The sequence below is a fragment of the Xanthobacter versatilis genome, assembly GCF_043193975.1.
GTDB lineage: Bacteria > Pseudomonadota > Alphaproteobacteria > Rhizobiales > Xanthobacteraceae > Xanthobacter > Xanthobacter autotrophicus_E.
This window is the reverse complement of record NZ_JBAFVB010000002.1, coordinates 229,193-245,740: the sequence shown is the minus strand read 5'-3', so window position 1 is coordinate 245,740 and position 16,548 is coordinate 229,193. Positions and strand designations below refer to the sequence as shown.

The 16,548-nt window shown below is 67.3% G+C and carries 20 protein-coding genes; 13 read left to right on the top strand and 7 right to left on the bottom strand.

Annotated features, from left to right (window positions below):
* Nucleotides 1-2: 2 nt before the first annotated feature.
* Complete coding sequence (locus V5F66_RS04790; RefSeq protein WP_394000088.1) at nt 3-584, bottom strand: biotin transporter BioY; 582 nt, start codon at nt 582-584, stop codon at nt 3-5.
* A gap of 179 nt (nt 585-763) precedes the next feature.
* Between V5F66_RS04790 and V5F66_RS04785 the strand changes: the two genes are divergently transcribed.
* The 4 genes from V5F66_RS04785 (at nt 764) to V5F66_RS04770 (ending at nt 4,610) form a co-directional block, all read left to right on the top strand.
* On the top strand, nt 764-1,546 hold the full coding sequence (locus V5F66_RS04785) for a TatD family hydrolase (protein ID WP_282639577.1): 783 nt from the start codon (nt 764-766) through the stop codon (nt 1,544-1,546).
* Between the two features lie 19 nt (nt 1,547-1,565).
* Entirely contained in the window at nt 1,566-2,105 is a 540-nt protein-coding gene (locus tag V5F66_RS04780; protein WP_394000086.1) for a CoA-binding protein, read from the top strand.
* Between the two features lie 80 nt (nt 2,106-2,185).
* Nucleotides 2,186-3,487 carry an O-acetylhomoserine aminocarboxypropyltransferase gene (locus V5F66_RS04775; RefSeq protein ID WP_394093366.1) on the top strand — a complete coding sequence of 434 codons (1,302 nt, stop codon included), beginning with the start codon at nt 2,186-2,188 and terminating at the stop codon, nt 3,485-3,487.
* Between the two features lie 46 nt (nt 3,488-3,533).
* Entirely contained in the window at nt 3,534-4,610 is a 1,077-nt protein-coding gene (locus V5F66_RS04770; protein WP_394093365.1) for a linear amide C-N hydrolase, read from the top strand.
* On the opposite strand, the gene V5F66_RS04765 is transcribed toward V5F66_RS04770, so the two are convergent.
* Nucleotides 4,586-5,479: a LysR family transcriptional regulator gene (locus V5F66_RS04765; protein ID WP_012116304.1), complete on the bottom strand. Its 894-nt coding sequence runs from the start codon at nt 5,477-5,479 to the stop codon at nt 4,586-4,588. The genes V5F66_RS04770 and V5F66_RS04765 overlap by 25 nt on opposite strands.
* A 174-nt stretch (nt 5,480-5,653) precedes the next feature.
* Here V5F66_RS04765 and V5F66_RS04760 point away from each other — a divergent pair, with 174 nt between their 5' ends.
* Both V5F66_RS04760 and V5F66_RS04755 read left to right on the top strand, forming a co-directional pair.
* Entirely contained in the window at nt 5,654-6,076 is a 423-nt protein-coding gene (locus tag V5F66_RS04760; protein ID WP_394093562.1) for a CidA/LrgA family protein, read from the top strand.
* Nucleotides 6,066-6,761 carry an LrgB family protein gene (locus V5F66_RS04755; RefSeq protein WP_012116306.1) on the top strand — a complete coding sequence of 232 codons (696 nt, stop codon included), beginning with the start codon at nt 6,066-6,068 and terminating at the stop codon, nt 6,759-6,761. The genes V5F66_RS04760 and V5F66_RS04755 overlap by 11 nt, the downstream gene beginning before the upstream one ends.
* Before the next feature lie 83 nt (nt 6,762-6,844).
* Here the strand turns inward: V5F66_RS04755 and V5F66_RS04750 are convergent, their stop codons facing one another.
* Nucleotides 6,845-7,936 (bottom strand): COX15/CtaA family protein, encoded by a 1,092-nt coding sequence (locus V5F66_RS04750; protein WP_394050961.1) that lies wholly within the window; start codon nt 7,934-7,936, stop codon nt 6,845-6,847.
* A 251-nt stretch (nt 7,937-8,187) separates the two neighbouring features.
* Here V5F66_RS04750 and V5F66_RS04745 point away from each other — a divergent pair, with 251 nt between their 5' ends.
* A complete protein-coding gene (locus tag V5F66_RS04745) occupies nt 8,188-8,400 on the top strand; it encodes a DUF2842 domain-containing protein (protein WP_394050959.1) in 213 nt (70 codons plus the stop codon).
* Between the two features lie 167 nt (nt 8,401-8,567).
* Here the strand turns inward: V5F66_RS04745 and V5F66_RS04740 are convergent, their stop codons facing one another.
* Entirely contained in the window at nt 8,568-10,016 is a 1,449-nt protein-coding gene (locus tag V5F66_RS04740; protein WP_394093364.1) for a hypothetical protein, read from the bottom strand.
* Nucleotides 10,017-10,237: 221 nt separating this feature from the next.
* The gene (locus tag V5F66_RS04735) at nt 10,238-11,068 is read right to left on the bottom strand and encodes an enoyl-CoA hydratase (protein WP_394093363.1); all 831 of its coding nucleotides are present in this window, start codon (nt 11,066-11,068) and stop codon (nt 10,238-10,240) included.
* Nucleotides 11,069-11,164: 96 nt separating this feature from the next.
* On the opposite strand from V5F66_RS04735, the gene V5F66_RS04730 reads away from it, so the two are divergent.
* The 4 genes from V5F66_RS04730 (at nt 11,165) to rpsI (ending at nt 13,402) form a co-directional block, all read left to right on the top strand.
* Complete coding sequence (locus tag V5F66_RS04730) at nt 11,165-11,620, top strand: PaaI family thioesterase (protein WP_394000073.1); 456 nt, start codon at nt 11,165-11,167, stop codon at nt 11,618-11,620.
* A gap of 61 nt (nt 11,621-11,681) precedes the next feature.
* Nucleotides 11,682-12,263, top strand: coding sequence for an NAD(P)H-dependent oxidoreductase (locus V5F66_RS04725; protein ID WP_394050955.1), 582 nt, complete (start codon nt 11,682-11,684; stop codon nt 12,261-12,263).
* 193 nt (nt 12,264-12,456) lie between these two features.
* Entirely contained in the window at nt 12,457-12,918 is a 462-nt protein-coding gene (gene rplM / locus V5F66_RS04720; protein WP_012116314.1) for a 50S ribosomal protein L13, read from the top strand.
* A gap of 1 nt (nt 12,919) precedes the next feature.
* Nucleotides 12,920-13,402, top strand: coding sequence for a 30S ribosomal protein S9 (gene rpsI, locus V5F66_RS04715; protein ID WP_012116315.1), 483 nt, complete (start codon nt 12,920-12,922; stop codon nt 13,400-13,402).
* A 184-nt stretch (nt 13,403-13,586) separates the two neighbouring features.
* Here rpsI and V5F66_RS04710 read toward each other — a convergent pair whose 3' ends face one another.
* Nucleotides 13,587-13,925 (bottom strand): hypothetical protein, encoded by a 339-nt coding sequence (locus tag V5F66_RS04710; RefSeq protein ID WP_012116316.1) that lies wholly within the window; start codon nt 13,923-13,925, stop codon nt 13,587-13,589.
* Between the two features lie 205 nt (nt 13,926-14,130).
* Here V5F66_RS04710 and V5F66_RS04705 point away from each other — a divergent pair, with 205 nt between their 5' ends.
* The gene (locus V5F66_RS04705) at nt 14,131-14,907 is read left to right on the top strand and encodes a histidine phosphatase family protein (RefSeq protein ID WP_394093362.1); all 777 of its coding nucleotides are present in this window, start codon (nt 14,131-14,133) and stop codon (nt 14,905-14,907) included.
* Between the two features lie 97 nt (nt 14,908-15,004).
* Here V5F66_RS04705 and V5F66_RS04700 read toward each other — a convergent pair whose 3' ends face one another.
* A complete protein-coding gene (locus V5F66_RS04700) occupies nt 15,005-15,196 on the bottom strand; it encodes a hypothetical protein (RefSeq protein WP_012116318.1) in 192 nt (63 codons plus the stop codon).
* 178 nt (nt 15,197-15,374) lie between these two features.
* Between V5F66_RS04700 and V5F66_RS04695 the strand changes: the two genes are divergently transcribed.
* The gene (locus V5F66_RS04695) at nt 15,375-16,481 is read left to right on the top strand and encodes an AI-2E family transporter (protein ID WP_012116319.1); all 1,107 of its coding nucleotides are present in this window, start codon (nt 15,375-15,377) and stop codon (nt 16,479-16,481) included.
* Nucleotides 16,482-16,548: the final 67 nt, after the last annotated feature.

Here is a 16,548-nt window from a genome sequence, read left to right as displayed (position 1 = left end):
TTTCAGCGCGGCCGCTCGGTCCCCGCGAGGCGCTCGACAAGGATAACGGTGGCGAGCGCCGCCACCGTCTTCACCACCGCACCGGGAAGGAGCGGCAGGAGGCTCTTCTCCAGCGCCGCCGCCGGCCCGACCTTGGTGGCGAGCCAGCCGGCGCCGATCACCATCAGCAACAGATGACCAAGGGCCAGGACTCCGAAGAGGGGCAGGGGCTTAAGCCGCGCCCATGTCTCCTGCAGCCAGCCCACCAGCAGCGCCGTCAGCAGGAAGCCGACGATGAAGCCGCCTGACGGCCCGGTGAGCATGGTAAGCCCGCTGCGGCCGCCAGAAAACACCGGCAGGCCCATGAGTCCGGCAAACAGATAAATCGCCACGGTCAAGCCGCCGAACCGCCAGCCCATCAGCGCAGCGAGGGTGATCAGCACATAGCTTTGCAGCGTGATGGGCACCGGCTTGATCGGGATGGAGATCTGCGCGCTCCAGGCCAGCAGGGCGACGCCCACGACCAGCCCGGCGACCGCCCAGGCAGCGGAATAATCGGCGAGACGGGCGAGGGCGGGACGGAAGGGGAGGACGGGCGATGGCATGTGCGAGACCAGTTGCGGCAACGCCCGCACAAAGGCCGAAGCGGCGGCCTCCGTCAACGCCGTCGCCTGGGGTATCAGGCCCGCGCGGCGCCAAAGCGCGGCCGCTCGCCTGACCCACCCCACCTCGACGTGGCGGGGGGATGCGCTTATGTGAGGCCGACCTTTCGAATGTGAATGCCATGCTTGTCGATAGCCATTGCCATCTCGATTTTCCCGACTTCGCCGCCGAACTGCCCGACGTGGTGGCCCGCGCCGGCGCGGCCGGGGTGTCTCATCTCGTCACCATCTCCACCCGGGTGCGGCGGTTTCCGCAGATCCTCGCCATCGCCGAGCGGTTCGATCAGGTGTCCTGTTCGGTGGGCACCCATCCCCACCAGGCGGCGGAGGAGCTGGACGTGACCCTGGGCGAGATCGTCGCTCTCTCCCGCCATCCCAAGGTGGTGGCCATCGGCGAAGCCGGGCTCGACTATCACTACGACACCAGCCCGCGCGACGCGCAGGAGCAGGGTTTCCGCACCCATATCGCAGCGGCGCGGGAGACCGGCCTGCCCCTGGTCATCCACGCCCGCGAGGCGGACGAGGACGTGGCCGCCATCCTGGAGGAGGAGAGCGCCAGGGGCGCCTTCCCCTTCCTGCTCCACTGCTTCACGGCGGGGCCGGATCTGGCGCGCCGGGCGCTGGCGCTGGGCGGCTACATCTCCTTCTCCGGCGTGGTGACCTTCAAGAAGAGCGAGGACCTGCGGGCCATCGCGGCCAGCGTGCCGGCCGACCGCATCCTGGTGGAAACCGATTCCCCCTTCCTCGCGCCGACGCCCTATCGCGGCAAGCGCAACGAGCCCTCCTTCGTGCGCGAGACCGCCAAGGTGCTGGCCGAGGCGCGGGGCGAGGCGTTCGAGGACTTCGCGCAGGCCACCACGCGGAACTTCTTCACTTTGTTCTCCAAGGCGAAAAGCCAGCCCTGACACCAAGAGGACGCGCCCGGTGAACCACGATCGTTACGACGACGCCTATATCCGCACCATCCTGTCGCAGGTGCGGACCATCGCCATCGTAGGCGCCAGCGCCAATGCGGCCCGGCCGTCCTATTTCGTCATGAAATACCTGTCCGAGCGCGGCTATCGCGTGTTCCCGGTCAATCCGGGGCAGGCGGGAAAGACGGTGGCGGGCCTCACCTTCGTCGCGACGCTCGCGGACGTGCCCGAGCCCATCGACATGGTGGACGTGTTCCGCGCGCCGGAGCACGTACCGGCAGTGGTGGACGAGGTGCTCAAGCTCGATCCGCTGCCCAAGGTGCTGTGGACCCAGCTTGGCGTGCGCAATGACGAGGCCGCCGCCAGGGCCGAAGAGGCCGGGCTGCAGGTGGTGATGAACCGCTGCCCCAAGATCGAATATGGCCGCCTCTCCGGCGAGATCGGCTGGACCGGGGTGAATTCCCGCACCATCTCCTCGCGCAAGCCGCTGCGGCTTGGGGAGGGGGTGCAGCGGCTCTCCATCGCTCCGCGTGGACCTAAAATATCATAACTTCCGTCGATTTGCTGTATTAAATAAAAATCCGCGCCGGGCTATCACGGATCGGCGTCAGCCACTGGGAGAACGCGCTTATGACCGACGAGACCAGCACGCCGCCGCACGAGCCGGGTTTTGCCACCCTCGCCATCCACGCGGGCGCGCAGCCGGACCCGACCACGGGCGCACGGGCAACCCCTATCTACCAGACCACGTCCTTCGTCTTCGACGACGTGGACCATGCCGCGGCACTGTTCGGCCTCCAGACCTTCGGCAACATCTATTCGCGCATCACCAACCCCACCAATGCGGTGCTGGAAGAGCGCGTGGCGGCGCTGGAAGGCGGCACGGCGGCGCTGGCGGTGGCCTCGGGTCACGCGGCGCAGCACCTGGTGTTCCACACGCTGCTGACGCCGGGGGATGAGTTCATTGCCTCCCGCAAGCTCTATGGCGGCTCCATCAACCAGTTCAACCACGCCTTCAAGAGCTTCGGCTGGAACGTGGTGTGGGCGGATCCTGACGACATCTCCTCCTTCGAGAGGGCGGTGACGCCGAAGACCAAGGCCATCTTCACCGAGAGCATCGCCAATCCCGGCGGCGTGGTCACCGACATCGCCGCCATCTCGGCGGTGGCGAAGAAGGCCGGCGTGCCGCTCATCGTCGACAACACGCTGGCGACGCCCTACCTGTGGCAGCCCATCAGGCACGGCGCGGACATCGTCATCCATTCGGCCACCAAGTTTCTGGGCGGACACGGCAATTCCATCGGCGGCGTGATCGTGGACGCGGGCACATTCGACTGGTCCGCCACCGATCGCTATCCGTTCCTCTCCAAGCCGCGGCCGGAATATTCCGGCATGGTGCTGCACGAGACCTTCGGCAATTTCGCCTTCGCCATCGCGGCCCGGGTGCTGGGCCTGCGCGATCTAGGCCCGGCGCTGTCGCCCTTCAACGCCTTCCTCATCCTCACCGGCATCGAGACGCTGGGGCTGCGCATGCAGCGGCACAGCGAGAATGCGCTGAAAGTGGCCGAATATCTCGCCGCCCACCCCAAGGTGGAATGGGTGAGCTATCCGGGCCTTGCGAGCGACCGCTACCATGCCCTGGCGAAGCAGTATCTGCTCAAGGGGGCGGGCGCGGTCTTCACCTTCGGCCTGAAGGGGGGCTACGAGGCGGGCGTGAAGCTGGTGTCGAGCGTGGAGCTGTTCTCCCACCTCGCCAATATCGGCGACACGCGTTCCCTCATTATCCATCCGGCCTCCACCACCCATCGCCAGCTCACCGACGAGGCCAAGGTGGTGGCCGGCGCCGGGCCGCAGGTGGTGCGCCTCTCGGTGGGCATCGAGGACGTGGCCGACATCATCGGCGACCTGGAGCAGGCACTGGCCAAGGTCTGAGGCTGCAGGAGCATTTTCGCGATACAGTCCGTCGCGAAAATGCTCCATGCTCCAGTTCGTTGCAGACCACGTCATCCCGAAAAACAGGAAAGCCTGGATGTGCACCCGTGTTGTCTATCTCGGGCCCAACGGAAATAACCTGACGGCCAGGTCCATGGACTGGAAAGACGACATCGGCACCAATCTGTGGATCTTCCCGCGGGGCATGGTGCGCGACGGCAAGGCTGGTCCGAACTCCCTGACCTGGACGTCCAGATACGGCAGCGTCATTGCGTCGGGCTACGACATCGCGACCACCGATGGCCTGAATGAAGCAGGATTGTCGGCCAACCTGCTGTGGCTGGTGGAATCGGAATATCCAGCCCTCGACAAGGCCAGGCCCGGGCTCTCCATCGCAGCCTGGGCGCAATATGTGCTCGACAGTTTCGCCACCGTGCAGGAGACCGTCGACGCCCTGAAGGATGAGCCGTTCATCCTTGTAACCGATGGCGTTCCGGGCGAAAAACGCCTTGCCACCCTGCATCTGTCCATTTCCGACAAGAGCGGCGACAGCGCGATCATCGAATATATCGGCGGCCGCCAGGTCATTCATCATGATCGCAGCTATCAGGTGATGACCAATTCCCCGGTCTTCGAAAAACAGCTCGCGCTGAACGAGTATTGGCAGCAGATCAGCGGCACCGTGATGTTGCCCGGAACCAACCGCGCGGCGGATCGCTTTGCCCGTGCTTCGTTCTATGTGAATGCCATTCCGAAGGTGGAAGATCCCAAGATTTCCCTTGCGGGAGTGTTCAGCGTGATCCGTAACGTGTCGGTGCCATTGGGCATTTCGACACCCAATGAGCCGAATATTTCCTCCACGCGCTGGCGCACCGTCGCCCACCACCACCAGAATCTCTATTTTTTCGAATCGGCGTTGGCGCCGAACATCTTCTGGATCGATCTCGCTCAGGTAGACTTCTCAGCGGAGACCGGAACGGTCCGCAAGCTTGATCTGGGACCCAACCAGGGCAACATTTTTTCGGGCGAGGTGAACAGCGCTTTCGCGCCAAGCGCGCCCTTTGCCTTCCTCGGACCCGACGCCGGGCCGACGCCGCCTCAGCCCGAACCCTCGGGGCCATAGACTTCGCGGGTGAGATCCAGCCACGCGCGGGCGGCGTGGGACAGGTAGCTGCCCTGCCGCCAGACAATGGCCATCTGCCATTCCGTGCCCGGCTCATCGAGCCGGACGAGGGCGATGGAGGGCGTCGCCCGCTGCTCGGCGATGGTGCGGGGCAGGAAGGCGACGCCGAGGCCCGCCCCCACCAGTTCCACGATGAAATCGATCTGCCCGCTGCGCGCCGCCACCTGCGGCGCAAAGCCGTTGCGGGCGCAGGCATCCTCCAGCACCTGGTTGAGCGAGAATCCGCCCTCGAACAGGATGAAGGGCGAGGCCGCAAGCGCTGCGATGCCGATGCTTTCCGCCCCGGCCAGCGGGTGGGTCCTGGGCAGAACGGCCATCAGCGGCTCGTGCCGCACCGGCTGGCCGTCGAACCCCTCGCGCGCCGGCATCAGCGCGCCGGCCAGTTCCACCTCGCCATCCAGCAGCATTTCCTCCAGCCGCTTCGAGCCGTGCTCGGTGAGGCGGATCTCGATGCCGGGATAGCGCGCGCGGAAAATGGCAAACAGCGGCGCGAACAGCGTGCTGGCGCCGAGTGGCGGCAGGCCGAGGCGCAGGCTGCCGCGCCTCAGGCCCCTGAGGTCGTCCAACTCCGCCACCAGCCCCTCCCGCTCCGCCAGCAGGGTGAGGGCGCGGCGATAGACGATCTCCCCCGCCGCGGTTAGCTGGCTGCGATGGCCGATGCGATCGAGCAGGGGAACGCCCAGCTCGTCCTCCAGCTGCTTCACCGCCTTGGAAACGGTGGGCTGGGTGGAAAACAGCGCCTTGGCGGCGGCGGAAAATCCACCCTGCCGCACCACCTCGACGAAGACCCTCAGGGAGCGCAGTTCCATACTATGCGATTATGGAATGAAATGAATTCAGTCAATTCATTTTCATCATGGTGCATCGCATACTATGTTGCCGGCAATGGCACTTCAGGTGCTGAACGGTGTTTGCCCATGTCTGCCCCGATGTCTGCCCCCAAGCCTACTTCGACGACTTCACAGTCCTTGTCTCGCCTGCCCATGTTGCGCAACATGCTGCGCAGCATGCGCATTACGTTGCATCGCAGCATGATCCTCCAGATCGCGGTTCTCGCCGGCTTCTGGGCCGTCGGGGAGGCTACCGTGCGGCTCACCCATCTGCCTTTGCCTGGCGGCATTGTCGGCATGGTGGTGGTGCTGGCGCTGCTCGGCACCGGCCACATCCGGCCCGCCGTGGTGCGGCGCGGGGCAGGGTGGCTGCTGGCTGAAATGCTGCTGTTCTTCGTTCCGGCGGTGATGGCCATCCTCGACCATGGCGAGCTGATGGGCCTCGTCGGCCTCAAGATCGCCGCGGTGATCCTCGCCGGCACCGTCATGGTCATGGGTGGCACCGCGCTGGCGGTGGACCTGTGCTACCGCTGGCGCATGCGTTCGGCGACGCCGGAGGTGGGCCATGCTGCGTGATCCGCTGTTCGCCGCCCTGTTCTGGTCGGCCGTCACCATCGGCTGCTATGCGGCGGCGCGGCTCATCGCCCGGCGCTGGCGCTTCTGGTGGACCTCGCCGTTGCTCCTCACCCCGGTGGCGGTGGGCATCGTCGCGCTTAGCCTGCACACGGGCTATGCGGACTATATCCGCGGCACCCATTGGCTGGTGCTGATGATGGGCCCGGCGACTGTGGCCTTCGCCATTCCCATCTATGAGCAGCGCGCGCTCATCCGCCGCCAGTGGCCGGTGCTGCTGGTGGGCGTGCTGGTGGGCTCGACGCTGGCCATGTCCACCGCCTTCCTGCTGGCGGACCTTCTGGGCCTGTCGCACACGTTGCAGCTCAGCCTGATGCCGCGCTCCACCTCCACCCCCTTCGCGATGAGCGTTTCCAGCGACATCGGCGGGTTGCCGGATCTCACCGCGGTGTTCGTGATCGTCACCGGCATCTGCGGCGCGGCCCTCGGGGAGCTGGTGATGAAGCTGATGCCGCTGCGCTCATCGCTGGCGCGCGGCGCCCTGTTCGGCATGGGCGCCCATGGCGCCGGCGTCGCCCGCGCCCATCAGATCGGTGGGGAGGAGGGGTCCATCGCCGGTCTGGTGATGGTGCTCGCCGGCCTGTTCAACGTGCTGATGGCGCCCGTGGTCTCCGCCTTGATGGCCTGAGGGTTGGCGCCGGATCCTCACAGATTGAATCAATCTGAGAGGATCCGGCTACAGCATTCGGGGAAAACAGGATTTTCCAGGTCTCACCTTTTCACCAACCGCAGCTTGGGCGTGGCCGGTTCCACCTGCCCGGAAAGCCCGCCCAGATGCAGCGTCGCCACCACCAGCACCAGGGTGGCACCGAACTGGTGGGCCAGCGCCAGATCGATGGGCACCTGGTGGATCAGCGTCAGGATGCCGAGCGACGCCTGCGCGGTGACGAGCGCGAACAGCACCCACGCCCGCTGTGCCGCAGCGCCACCCGCCCGCCGGGCATCCAGCGCATGGAGCAGCGTGAGGGTCCATAGGGCATAGGCGATCATGCGGTGGTTGAACTGCACCGTCAGCGCATTCTCGAACAGATTGCGCCAGAACGGGTCCGCCGCCGCCAGCTGGTCTGCCGGGGGAATGAGGTGGCCGTCCATGAGCGGCCACGTATTGAAGGCCATACCGGCATCGAGCCCGGCCACCAGCCCGCCGGCGAAGATCTGCACCAGCACCAGCGCCACCAGCAGCCACGCCGTGGCCCGCAGACGCCCACCCACCACCTGACGCGGCTCCGGCGACAGGGAGCGGGCGACCGCCACGATGGCGGACAGGATGATGCAGGCCAGCGTCAGGTGGATGGCGAGGCGGTACTGGCTCACCGAGACCCGCGCCGTGAGGCCCGACGCCACCATCCACCAGCCCACCGCACCCTGAAGGCCGCCCAGCAGGAACAGGACCAGGCACTTTGCCAGAAGGCGCCCGCGCAGCACGCCACGCCAGGCGAACCAGAGGAAGGGCAACAGGAAGGCAAAGCCGATGAGGCGGCCGAGCAGGCGATGGCCCCATTCCCACCAGTAAATCCGCTTGAAAGCCTCCAGCCCCATGCCCTTGTTGAGGATCTCGTACTGGGGAATGGCCTGGTACTTGTCGAACTCGGCCTGCCAGTCGGCCTGTGAGAGCGGGGGCAGGGCGCCGGTGACCGGCTTCCACTCAGTGATGGAGAGTCCCGATTCGGTCAGGCGCGTCGCGCCCCCCACCACCACCATGGCGATGATCAGCGCCGCGACGGCATAAAGCCACAGGCGCACGGCGCCAAGACCGGGGCCGCGTCGGTCGCGGGTGAGTGTGATGGCCTCGACGTGCGGCATGTGTCCCTCAGTTTCCCTACGATCCCGGGGCTGGATCAGGATCGGTGAGGCCGATCCGCGTCCTCTCCCGCGATGCGCGCAAGACGAATGATCGCATGTTCCTGCCGGCCGGACAGGGGGCCGGCGGGGATGTGCTCTGGCCCCTCAGGTTCGATCCGTTATAGAGGGCGCCTATGGCGCGCAAGGGCGCGGGTGCCGCATGCCCAGGGGTGCACGCCCTGCGCGGCCGCGAGACGAGGGAGACGAAGTCCATGCCCCAACGCATCCGCAAGCTCATCGGCACGGTGCTGCTGCTCCTGCTCGTGGTGTTCTGGGCGCTCTCAGCCATGGCCTTCGCTCAAGGCCGCGTCACCGAGCTCGGCTGGTTCCTGCAGATGATCTGCTACACGCTGCTGGGGGCGTTCTGGATCGTCCCCGCCGGCCTTCTGATCCGGTGGATGGAACGGCCAGACCGGAAGATCTGACACATAAACTCCATTTTGTTCAGCATGATACGCTTGACAGCTCAAGCGGGCCTTGAAGTCGGCTTGGCAAATTTGCTGCGCCGCACAATCAAAAGGGCGGTCGTTTTCAGTCTGATCATTAGTCGGCTGAATAGAATAATTCGCCGGCTATTGATTTGGTTGCAGACTCACGCGGCGCCGGCATAGCGCAGCGGCGCTTCGCGGCGGCGCGCGGCAACCGCCGCTGCCTCAATGGTCGGCAGCGGCCGTGCGTCGCCCTTGTCCTCATCGTCCGCGTCTCGCGGCTCGGCGAGGCACAGCATCACCACCCGGGCAAAGCGCTGCTGCGCCAGAGCGTCGAAGCTTTCCACCGCGGCGGTGGAGGGGGCGGTGTCAGCGGTCAGGCACACCACCAGCGGATCGAGGGCAGCAAGCCGGTCGCCGCCGTCGGCACCGGACAGGCTCGGCGCGGCGACGATCACGTAGTCATAGGTCCGCGTCAGCGCCCCCAGCACCAGGGCGAGGCGCTCGGCCCCCACCACGAACGACCCGCCACGCGCGTCCCGGCCGGGCGGGATCACATGGGCGCGGGAGCGGGCATCGCGATGGATGGTCTCGCCGAAGCCGGCCACGCCGAACAGCAGTTCACTCATGCCCGGCGCGAAGGAATCGGGAACGAGCCGGGCGAGGCAGGCGGAGCCGCCGTCGAGCGCCACCAGCGCCACGCGCGCCTCCTCCGACAATCGCCGGGCGAGGGCGATGGCGCAGGTGGCCGAAGCCTCCGGCAGATCGTCCGAACTGAGGATGACGAGGGGGGAGGCACCGGACCGTGTCAGTTGCACCGCAAGCCGGGCCACGGCCGGCTCGATCTGGAGCCCGCCATCCGGTCCCCCGAGCCAGGCGATGCGATGGCTGCCCTTGAGCTCCAGCGGCAGGTCGGTGCCGTTCAGCGGCCCCTGGGCCTCGGGCGCGGCGGTGGCGTTGTGCTGGGCGATCAGGAGGGTCGCGGCGGCGGCGAGCAGCAGGGCAAGCGCCAGCGGGCGCGGCGGATCGGGCAGGAATGCCACGCGCGCCGGCTCCCCGCGACGCAGGGCGGGAAGGACCGCCGGCTCATCCGATGCGGCCCGCGTGGTCGCATCCAGGGCGAAGAAGGCGGCCACATAGGCGTCGGCGGCGCGCACCGCTACCCCCGGCATCGGCGCGGACAGGGAGAGGCTCAGGCCGCGCCCGCCGTTGATGGTGGTGACAGAGAGATCGTCGAGCAGCCGCCAGGCGGCACGCACGGCTTCCGGGCGGTCCTGCGCCTCGGCGCGGGCGCCGCCAAGCTGGCGCCACAGCCCCTCCGCCAGCCGCGCGCGGTCCTCGGGTGCGAGCCGGCCGGCGGCGGCATAGGCCAGCTCGCGGGAGGCGAGCACCTGCGCCACGCCGCGCGAGGCAGCGGCGGGCGGCTGGGTGCCCACATCGAAATCGATGGTGGCAGTGGCGGTGAAACGCAGGGGAAAGAAGCTCGCAGCGACGGCCAGGAGAAGGGAGATCCACGCCACCTGCCAGAGGCCGGGGCGCCAGGCGCGCGCCTTTGCCCACCGCGCGGAGCGGGCTTCAGCCTCATGCGTGTACGCCACGTCGGTGTGCACCATTGGGCCGCTCTCCCCGGAGCCGGACCCGACGCGGCTCACAAGCCACCCGGACCGTCCCGAACCTTCGAGGCAGGGACCGTTTCTCCGGCCAGAGGTGTGAGCACCCCGTCGGAACGGCCCCACGCTGGCGGCGCGAGTCGCACCAGCATGCATCGAGTTGAGCGGATTATGGTTGATGGTTGGTAAACAAGGCTGTCAGAGCCGTTCGCACGGCAGGGCCGTCACCGGTCCTCCCAGCTGGGTGTACGCTTGGCGAGTACTGCGGAGATGCCTTCGTCGGCATCGCGGGCCAGCATGTTCTCGGCCATGACGCGGGAGGCATAGGCATAGGCGTCGTCGAGGCCCATCTCCATCTGGGTGTAGAAGGCGGCCTTGCCGAGCTTCACCGGCACCTGGGACTTCTCGGCGATGCGGCGGGCGAGGGCCTGCGCAGTGGACAGGGCGTCGCCGGCCGGCACCACGCGGTTGACGAGGCCCATGCGGCGGGCCTCCTCCGCCTCCACCCATTCGCCCAAAAGCAGCATCTCCATGGCGTGCTTGCGCGCCAGGTTGCGCGAGAGCGCCACCATGGGGGTGTGGCAGAACAGGCCGATGTTCACGCCCGGCGTGCAGAAGCGCGCCTTCTCGCCCGCCACCGCGAGGTCGCAGCTCGCCACCAGCTGGCAGCCGGCGGCGGTGGCCATGCCTTCCACGGCGGCGATCACCGGCTGGGGCAGGCGGACGATGGCGGTCATCAGCGTGGCGCAGCGCTTCAGCACATCCTCGAAATAGGCCCGGCCCCGGTCGGCATCGCCGCGGTGGGCCTGGATCTCCTTGAGGTCGTGGCCGGCGGAATAGACCGGGCCTTCCGCCGCCAGCACCACCGCGCGCACGGCGGTGTCCGCCGCGATGGCCGCGAGGGCGGAGGTGAGCGCCGCCATCATCGCCTCGGAGAGGCTGTTGCGCGCTTCCGGCCGCGCCAGGGTGAGGGTCAGGACCCCACCGTCGCGGCTGGTCGTCACGACGGGGGCCGCCGCGCCGGCGACGCGGTGGGCCGATGGTTCAGCCGACATGGGTTTGCGCCCTCTTCTGTTTGACCTTCAGGGTACTATCCTATGCATAAGACGCGACCGGTGCGAGCCGGGCCAAAGCGCAGTCAGGGGCAGGAGATGGATGGCATGGACGCGGCGCGCGGTGCGGTGATGTCGGTGAAGGAGCTGGAAGCCTTCCTCACGCTGGAGTTTCCCCAGGCCTTCGGCCCGGGCAAGCCGCACCATGTGGAGAGCGTCGGCCGCAACGTCGCCACCGTCCGCCTCGATGCGGACGAAAGCCACCTGCGGCCCGGCGGCACCGTGTCCGGCCCGGCCATGATGGCGCTGGCCGATGTCGCCATCTATGTGGCGCTGCTGGGCCAGATCGGGCCGGTGGGGCTCGCCGTGACCACCAACCTCTCCATCAACTTCCTGCGCAAGCCGGCGCCGGGGCCCATGTTCGCCGACGCCAAGCTGATCAAGCTGGGCAAGCGCCTTGCGGTTGGCGAGGTGGGGCTGCGGGGGCCGGGCAGCGACGAACTGGTCGCCCATTGCGTCGCCACCTATTCCATCCCGGATCGGCCGGGAGCCTGATCCCCGTCAAGGACGCCGCCCGCGCCGCCGGTTAGGCATGAGCGCAAAAAGGGAGGCGGCCATGGCGACCATCCTGATCATTCAGGGACATCCCGATCCCGGAGGCGGCCACCTGTGCCACGCGCTGGCGGACGCCTACGCGGCCGGGGCGCAGGCCGCCGGCCATGCCGTGCTGCGGGTGGATGTCGGCCGGCTGGACATCCCGCTGCTGCACAGCCAGCACGATTTTCTCCATGCCCCGCCGCTTCATGCCCTCGCTTCCGCCCGCGCGGCGCTGGCGGAGGCCGAGCATGTGGCGCTCTTCTTCCCGCTGTGGCTCGGCGGCATGCCGGCGGTGCTCAAGGGCTTCCTGGAACAGCTGCTGCGGCCGGGCTTCGCCTTCAATTATATCGAGGGCGGTGGCACGCGCATGCTGCTGGAGGGCCGGTCGGCCCGGGTGGTGGTCACCATGGGCATGCCGGCGCTGATCTTCCGGCTGTGGTATCTCGGAGCAGGGCTCTCGGCACTCACGCGCAACATCCTGGGCTTCGTTGGCTTTTCCCCGGTGCGCGCCACTGTGCTCGGCGGTGTCGAGGCGGCAGGCGATGCAAAACGCCAGCGCTGGCTTGGCCGGATGGAGGCCCTCGGCCGCGCCGGCAGATAGGGCAAGGCCATGGGATTATAGGGCGTTTTTTGATGGTGTTATTACACCATTTTTATAGTGCGTTGTTTTATAACGTGTTTTACTGTCATCGAAACGTTGACGGATCCGCGGGGCTCCACTAGAAGCCGTTCATCGCCGGATCGCGATTGGCCGCAGGGCCGTCGCGACCGGCCTTCTTATTCGGAAGCATCCCATGAAGACGTATTCGGCCAAGCCTGCCGAAATCGAGAAGAAGTGGGTGGTGATTGACGCCAGCGGCCTCGTCGTCGGCCGGCTCGCGACGATCATTGCCATGCGCCTGAAGGGCAAGCACCTGCCCATCTACACCCCCCACGTGGACTGCGGCGACAACATCGTCGTGGTGAACGCGGAGAAGGCGGTGTTCACGGGCCGGAAGAAGGACCAGAAGGTCTATTATCATCACACGGGATTCCCGGGCGGCATCAAGGAACGCACCGCGAAGTTCGTGCTCGAAGGCCGCTTCCCGGAGCGTGTCATCGAGAAGGCGGTGGAGCGCATGCTCGCCCGCGGCCCGCTGGGTCGCAAGATCATGGGCAACCTGCGTGTCTACAAGGGCCCGTCCCACCCGCACGAGGCCCAGCAGCCGGTCGCCCTCGACGTGGCGGCGCTCAACCGCAAGAACGTGAGGAACTGACATGGCCGAGGTTCTCCAGTCCCTCGACGCTCTCGGCGCGGCCAACGTTGCCGCCGTCCAGCCCGATGCCCCCGTCCATGTCCAGAAGCTGGACAAGTACGGCCGCGCCTATGCCACCGGCAAGCGCAAGAACGCGGTGGCCCGCGTGTGGGTTCGCCCCGGCACCGGCAAGGTCACCATCAATGACCGGGACATCGAGGTGTATTTCGCCCGTCCCGTGCTGCGCCTCATGATCAACCAGCCCTTCCAGGCGGCTGCGCGTGAAGGCCAGTATGACGTGGTGTGCACGGTCTCCGGCGGCGGCCTCTCCGGCCAGGCCGGCGCGGTGCGCCACGGCATCTCCAAGGCGCTCACCTATTACGAGCCCGAGCTGCGCAGCCCCCTCAAGAAGGGCGGCTTCATCACCCGCGACAGCCGCGTGGTCGAGCGCAAGAAGTACGGCCGCGCCAAGGCCCGTCGTTCGTTCCAGTTCTCCAAGCGCTGATCGCTTGGAACGCTTCGACAGACATGCGAACGGCGGGACCTCTGGTCCCGCCGTTTTCTTTTGCGCGCCGCGTGGTGCCTGGGCATTCCAATCAGCGCCGCCGAAACGCAAATGGCCGGGACGAGCCCGGCCATGCGCAAACACTCTGGAATAGGACCACGCCGCCCACAGGAGCGGGGCCGCGTCAGAAGCTCGGGGTGTCGCCGTCGAGGGGGCTCCACTGGCCGTTGACGGTGGGGTCGCCGGGCGGGCCGGAGCCGTAGCCGCCCGAGAGATCCGGCGGGAACACATAATCGTTGTTGCGGTCGTTGCCGATCTTCACGTCGGGCCGGATGGCAGGGCCGGGACCGGGATCCAGATAATTGCCCTGGGGGATGACCGGCAGCTGGATGACACGCGGCGACACCTGGATCCGCTGGCCGGACGAATAGGTCTGCGCCGAAGCCTGGACGGCGGCCGCCGCCATAATCGCCAGCAGCATCGCTCCCGCGGTGCCGTTCGCTCCCCAGCTCACATGCGCCATGATACCGTCCCGCATCCCGCCGAGCGACACCGCCGGCTGCCGCCTTGAAGCACGTTCCCGGCGGGGTGTGAAGGGGTGTGCCGCCGCCATCGCGATGGCGTTGGAGGAAGACACCAAAGACAATTGCCCAAGCTGCGCCGTCGCTGCATCTTCGCGTCGAAGGGGAAGGCGGGTTCGGTCCCTGACCTTGCTGCGGAGGTCTCCAATGATGCGGTCACGGCGCATGGTGACGCGCCTCCTCGCCGGAATAATCCTCGCGGCCAGCATGGCCGCCATCGTGGAGGCCCAGGCGGCGCCGGCCCGGATCATCCTGCTGCGGCATGGCGAGAAGGCCGGCCCCTGGCAGCTATGCGCGCTGGGGATGGAGCGGGCGCGGGCACTTTCGGCCTATTATCTCGGGCGCAACGCACAGAAGTCCCTGTTCCGGCCGGGCGAATCGCCGAAGGCGATCCTCGCCATCTCCATGCATACGCTGGATACCATCTTCCCCGTCGCCGAGAGCTGGGAGATGCCGGTCACCTTCTACAGCGCCATGCCCGAGCCACGGGGCGACGGCTTCCACCTGAGCGTCGAGCGGCTGAACCAGCGCACCCGCGAAGCGGTGCGGGACATTCTGGCCAAGCCCGAATGGGCCGGGCAGACGCTGGTGGTGGACTGGGAACACGACCACATCGCCAAGACCAAGCTTGACCGGGACCACCTCGCGGCGGCCCGCGACGCGGCCAAGGACCGGAGCGAGCCGGTGGAGCGGATCACCATCTACGATCTGCTGCACCTCGATCGGATCAAAGGCGTGCCGTACACGTGGCCGAGCGACACCTACGACTATTTCTGGATCATCGATTTCGATGCCCAGACCGGCCAGCCCTCCGCCTTCACCATGGTGAAGCAGGAGTTCGGGCCGCCGTTCACCGCCGTGCCGCACAATGACTGGGGGACGCCGGAAGGCGGCTCGCCGGCTTCACGAGCCGGCTGCACCTGAGACCTCCCGACGCCGGCAGAGCGACGGCGTGCGAAGGCCGCCAGGCACCGCCCGTGTCGGCCTCCGCACCAACTGTCCGATCCGCGACAGTCCGCACTTATTTCTTGTACTTGCGGAGCATCATCTCGATGGCGGTAACGGATTCCGACACGTTCAGCCAGTTTTCCGCCTGTTCGTCGTTCTTGAATTCCCGGCCGAGATTGATGGGCTCGTCGTGTCCCGTCACGTGCAGGAAACAGGCCCACTTGCCGTTGGGCAGTTGATCCACGGTGACCTTATGGTCGGACATGCTGCGATCCTCGCATGCGCTGTTTGCGCTGTGTTTGCTTCAGGGGCGGCGGAGAAATACTGGACAACCGTCGCCCGGCCAGCCCGATGCAATAGGCCTGCCAGAACAGGGCGATCGACGGCTTGACCCCCGCCTCCGCCGGGGCCACCACTGAGGCAGGTCGGGAGGGGAGGGCGAGATGGACGAGATGCGCGCGCGGCTGGAAAGCCCCGAGACCTTCGAACCCCTGCTGCGCCTTGCGCTGCGGTTCGGGACGCTGGCGCTGCTGCTCATCTGGTGCTTCACCATCATGAAGCCGTTCCTCAACCCTATCCTGTGGGGCCTCATCATCGCCATTGCGTCTCACCCGCTGTTCGTCCGGCTCCGGGCGGCGGTGCACGGCCGCACCGCCGTGGCGGCCACGCTCTACGTGCTGCTGGCCCTCGCGCTGCTGGTGCTGCCGGCCTATCTCCTCGCCGATACGCTGATCGTGAGCCTCAAGCTTCTGGCCCACCACCTCGCCGACGGAACCCTGCGGGTCCCGCCGCCGCCGGATTCGGTGCGCACCTGGATCCTGGTGGGGGACCCCATTCACCGCTTCTGGCTGCTCTCCTCCACCAATCTCGACCAGGCTTTCGCCTCGATCACCCCGGAGCTGACCACCATGGGGCGCTCCATGGTCTCGGGGGTGTCAGATGTGCTGGTAGGCTTCCTTGAATTCATCATCGCCATCTTCGTGGCGGCGGCGTTCATGGCCAATGCGGCGAGCGGGCAGCGGATCGCCGGGGATGTCGCCATCCGGCTCGCGGGCGAAGGCGGGCGCAGCTATGCGGATCTCGCGGTGCGCACCATCCGCAGCGTCACCAAGGGCATCATCGGCGTCGCCCTGATCCAGTCGCTGCTGGCGGGCCTGGGCTTCCTGGCGGCGGATATCCCGGCGGCGGGATTGCTGGCGCTGTTGTGTCTGATCATCGCCATTGTGCAGCTGCCGCTAGTGCTGGTGCTGCTGCCGGTGGTCATCTACGCCTTCACCATTCTCGATCCGGTGCCCGCCGTGGTGTTCGCGGTGTGGTGCACGGGCGTATCGCTGATCGAGCACGTGCTGCGGCCGCTGATGCTGGCGCGCGGGGTGGATGTGCCCATGCTGGTGGTGTTCATCGGCGCCATCGGTGGGCTGCTCACCTCCGGCGTGCTCGGCCTGTTCGTCGGGCCGGTGGTGCTGGCGCTGGGCTACACGCTTGTGCTGGCCTGGCTGCAGGCGGCGCCCCGTGGCGCGGGGACCGGCGTGGATATCAAAAGCCTTTGAAGCCCCTCCCTTCGTCCGGGAACGGCGATCCGCCGGCGCGAGGGCCGCGCCGGCGGATATGCGTCGG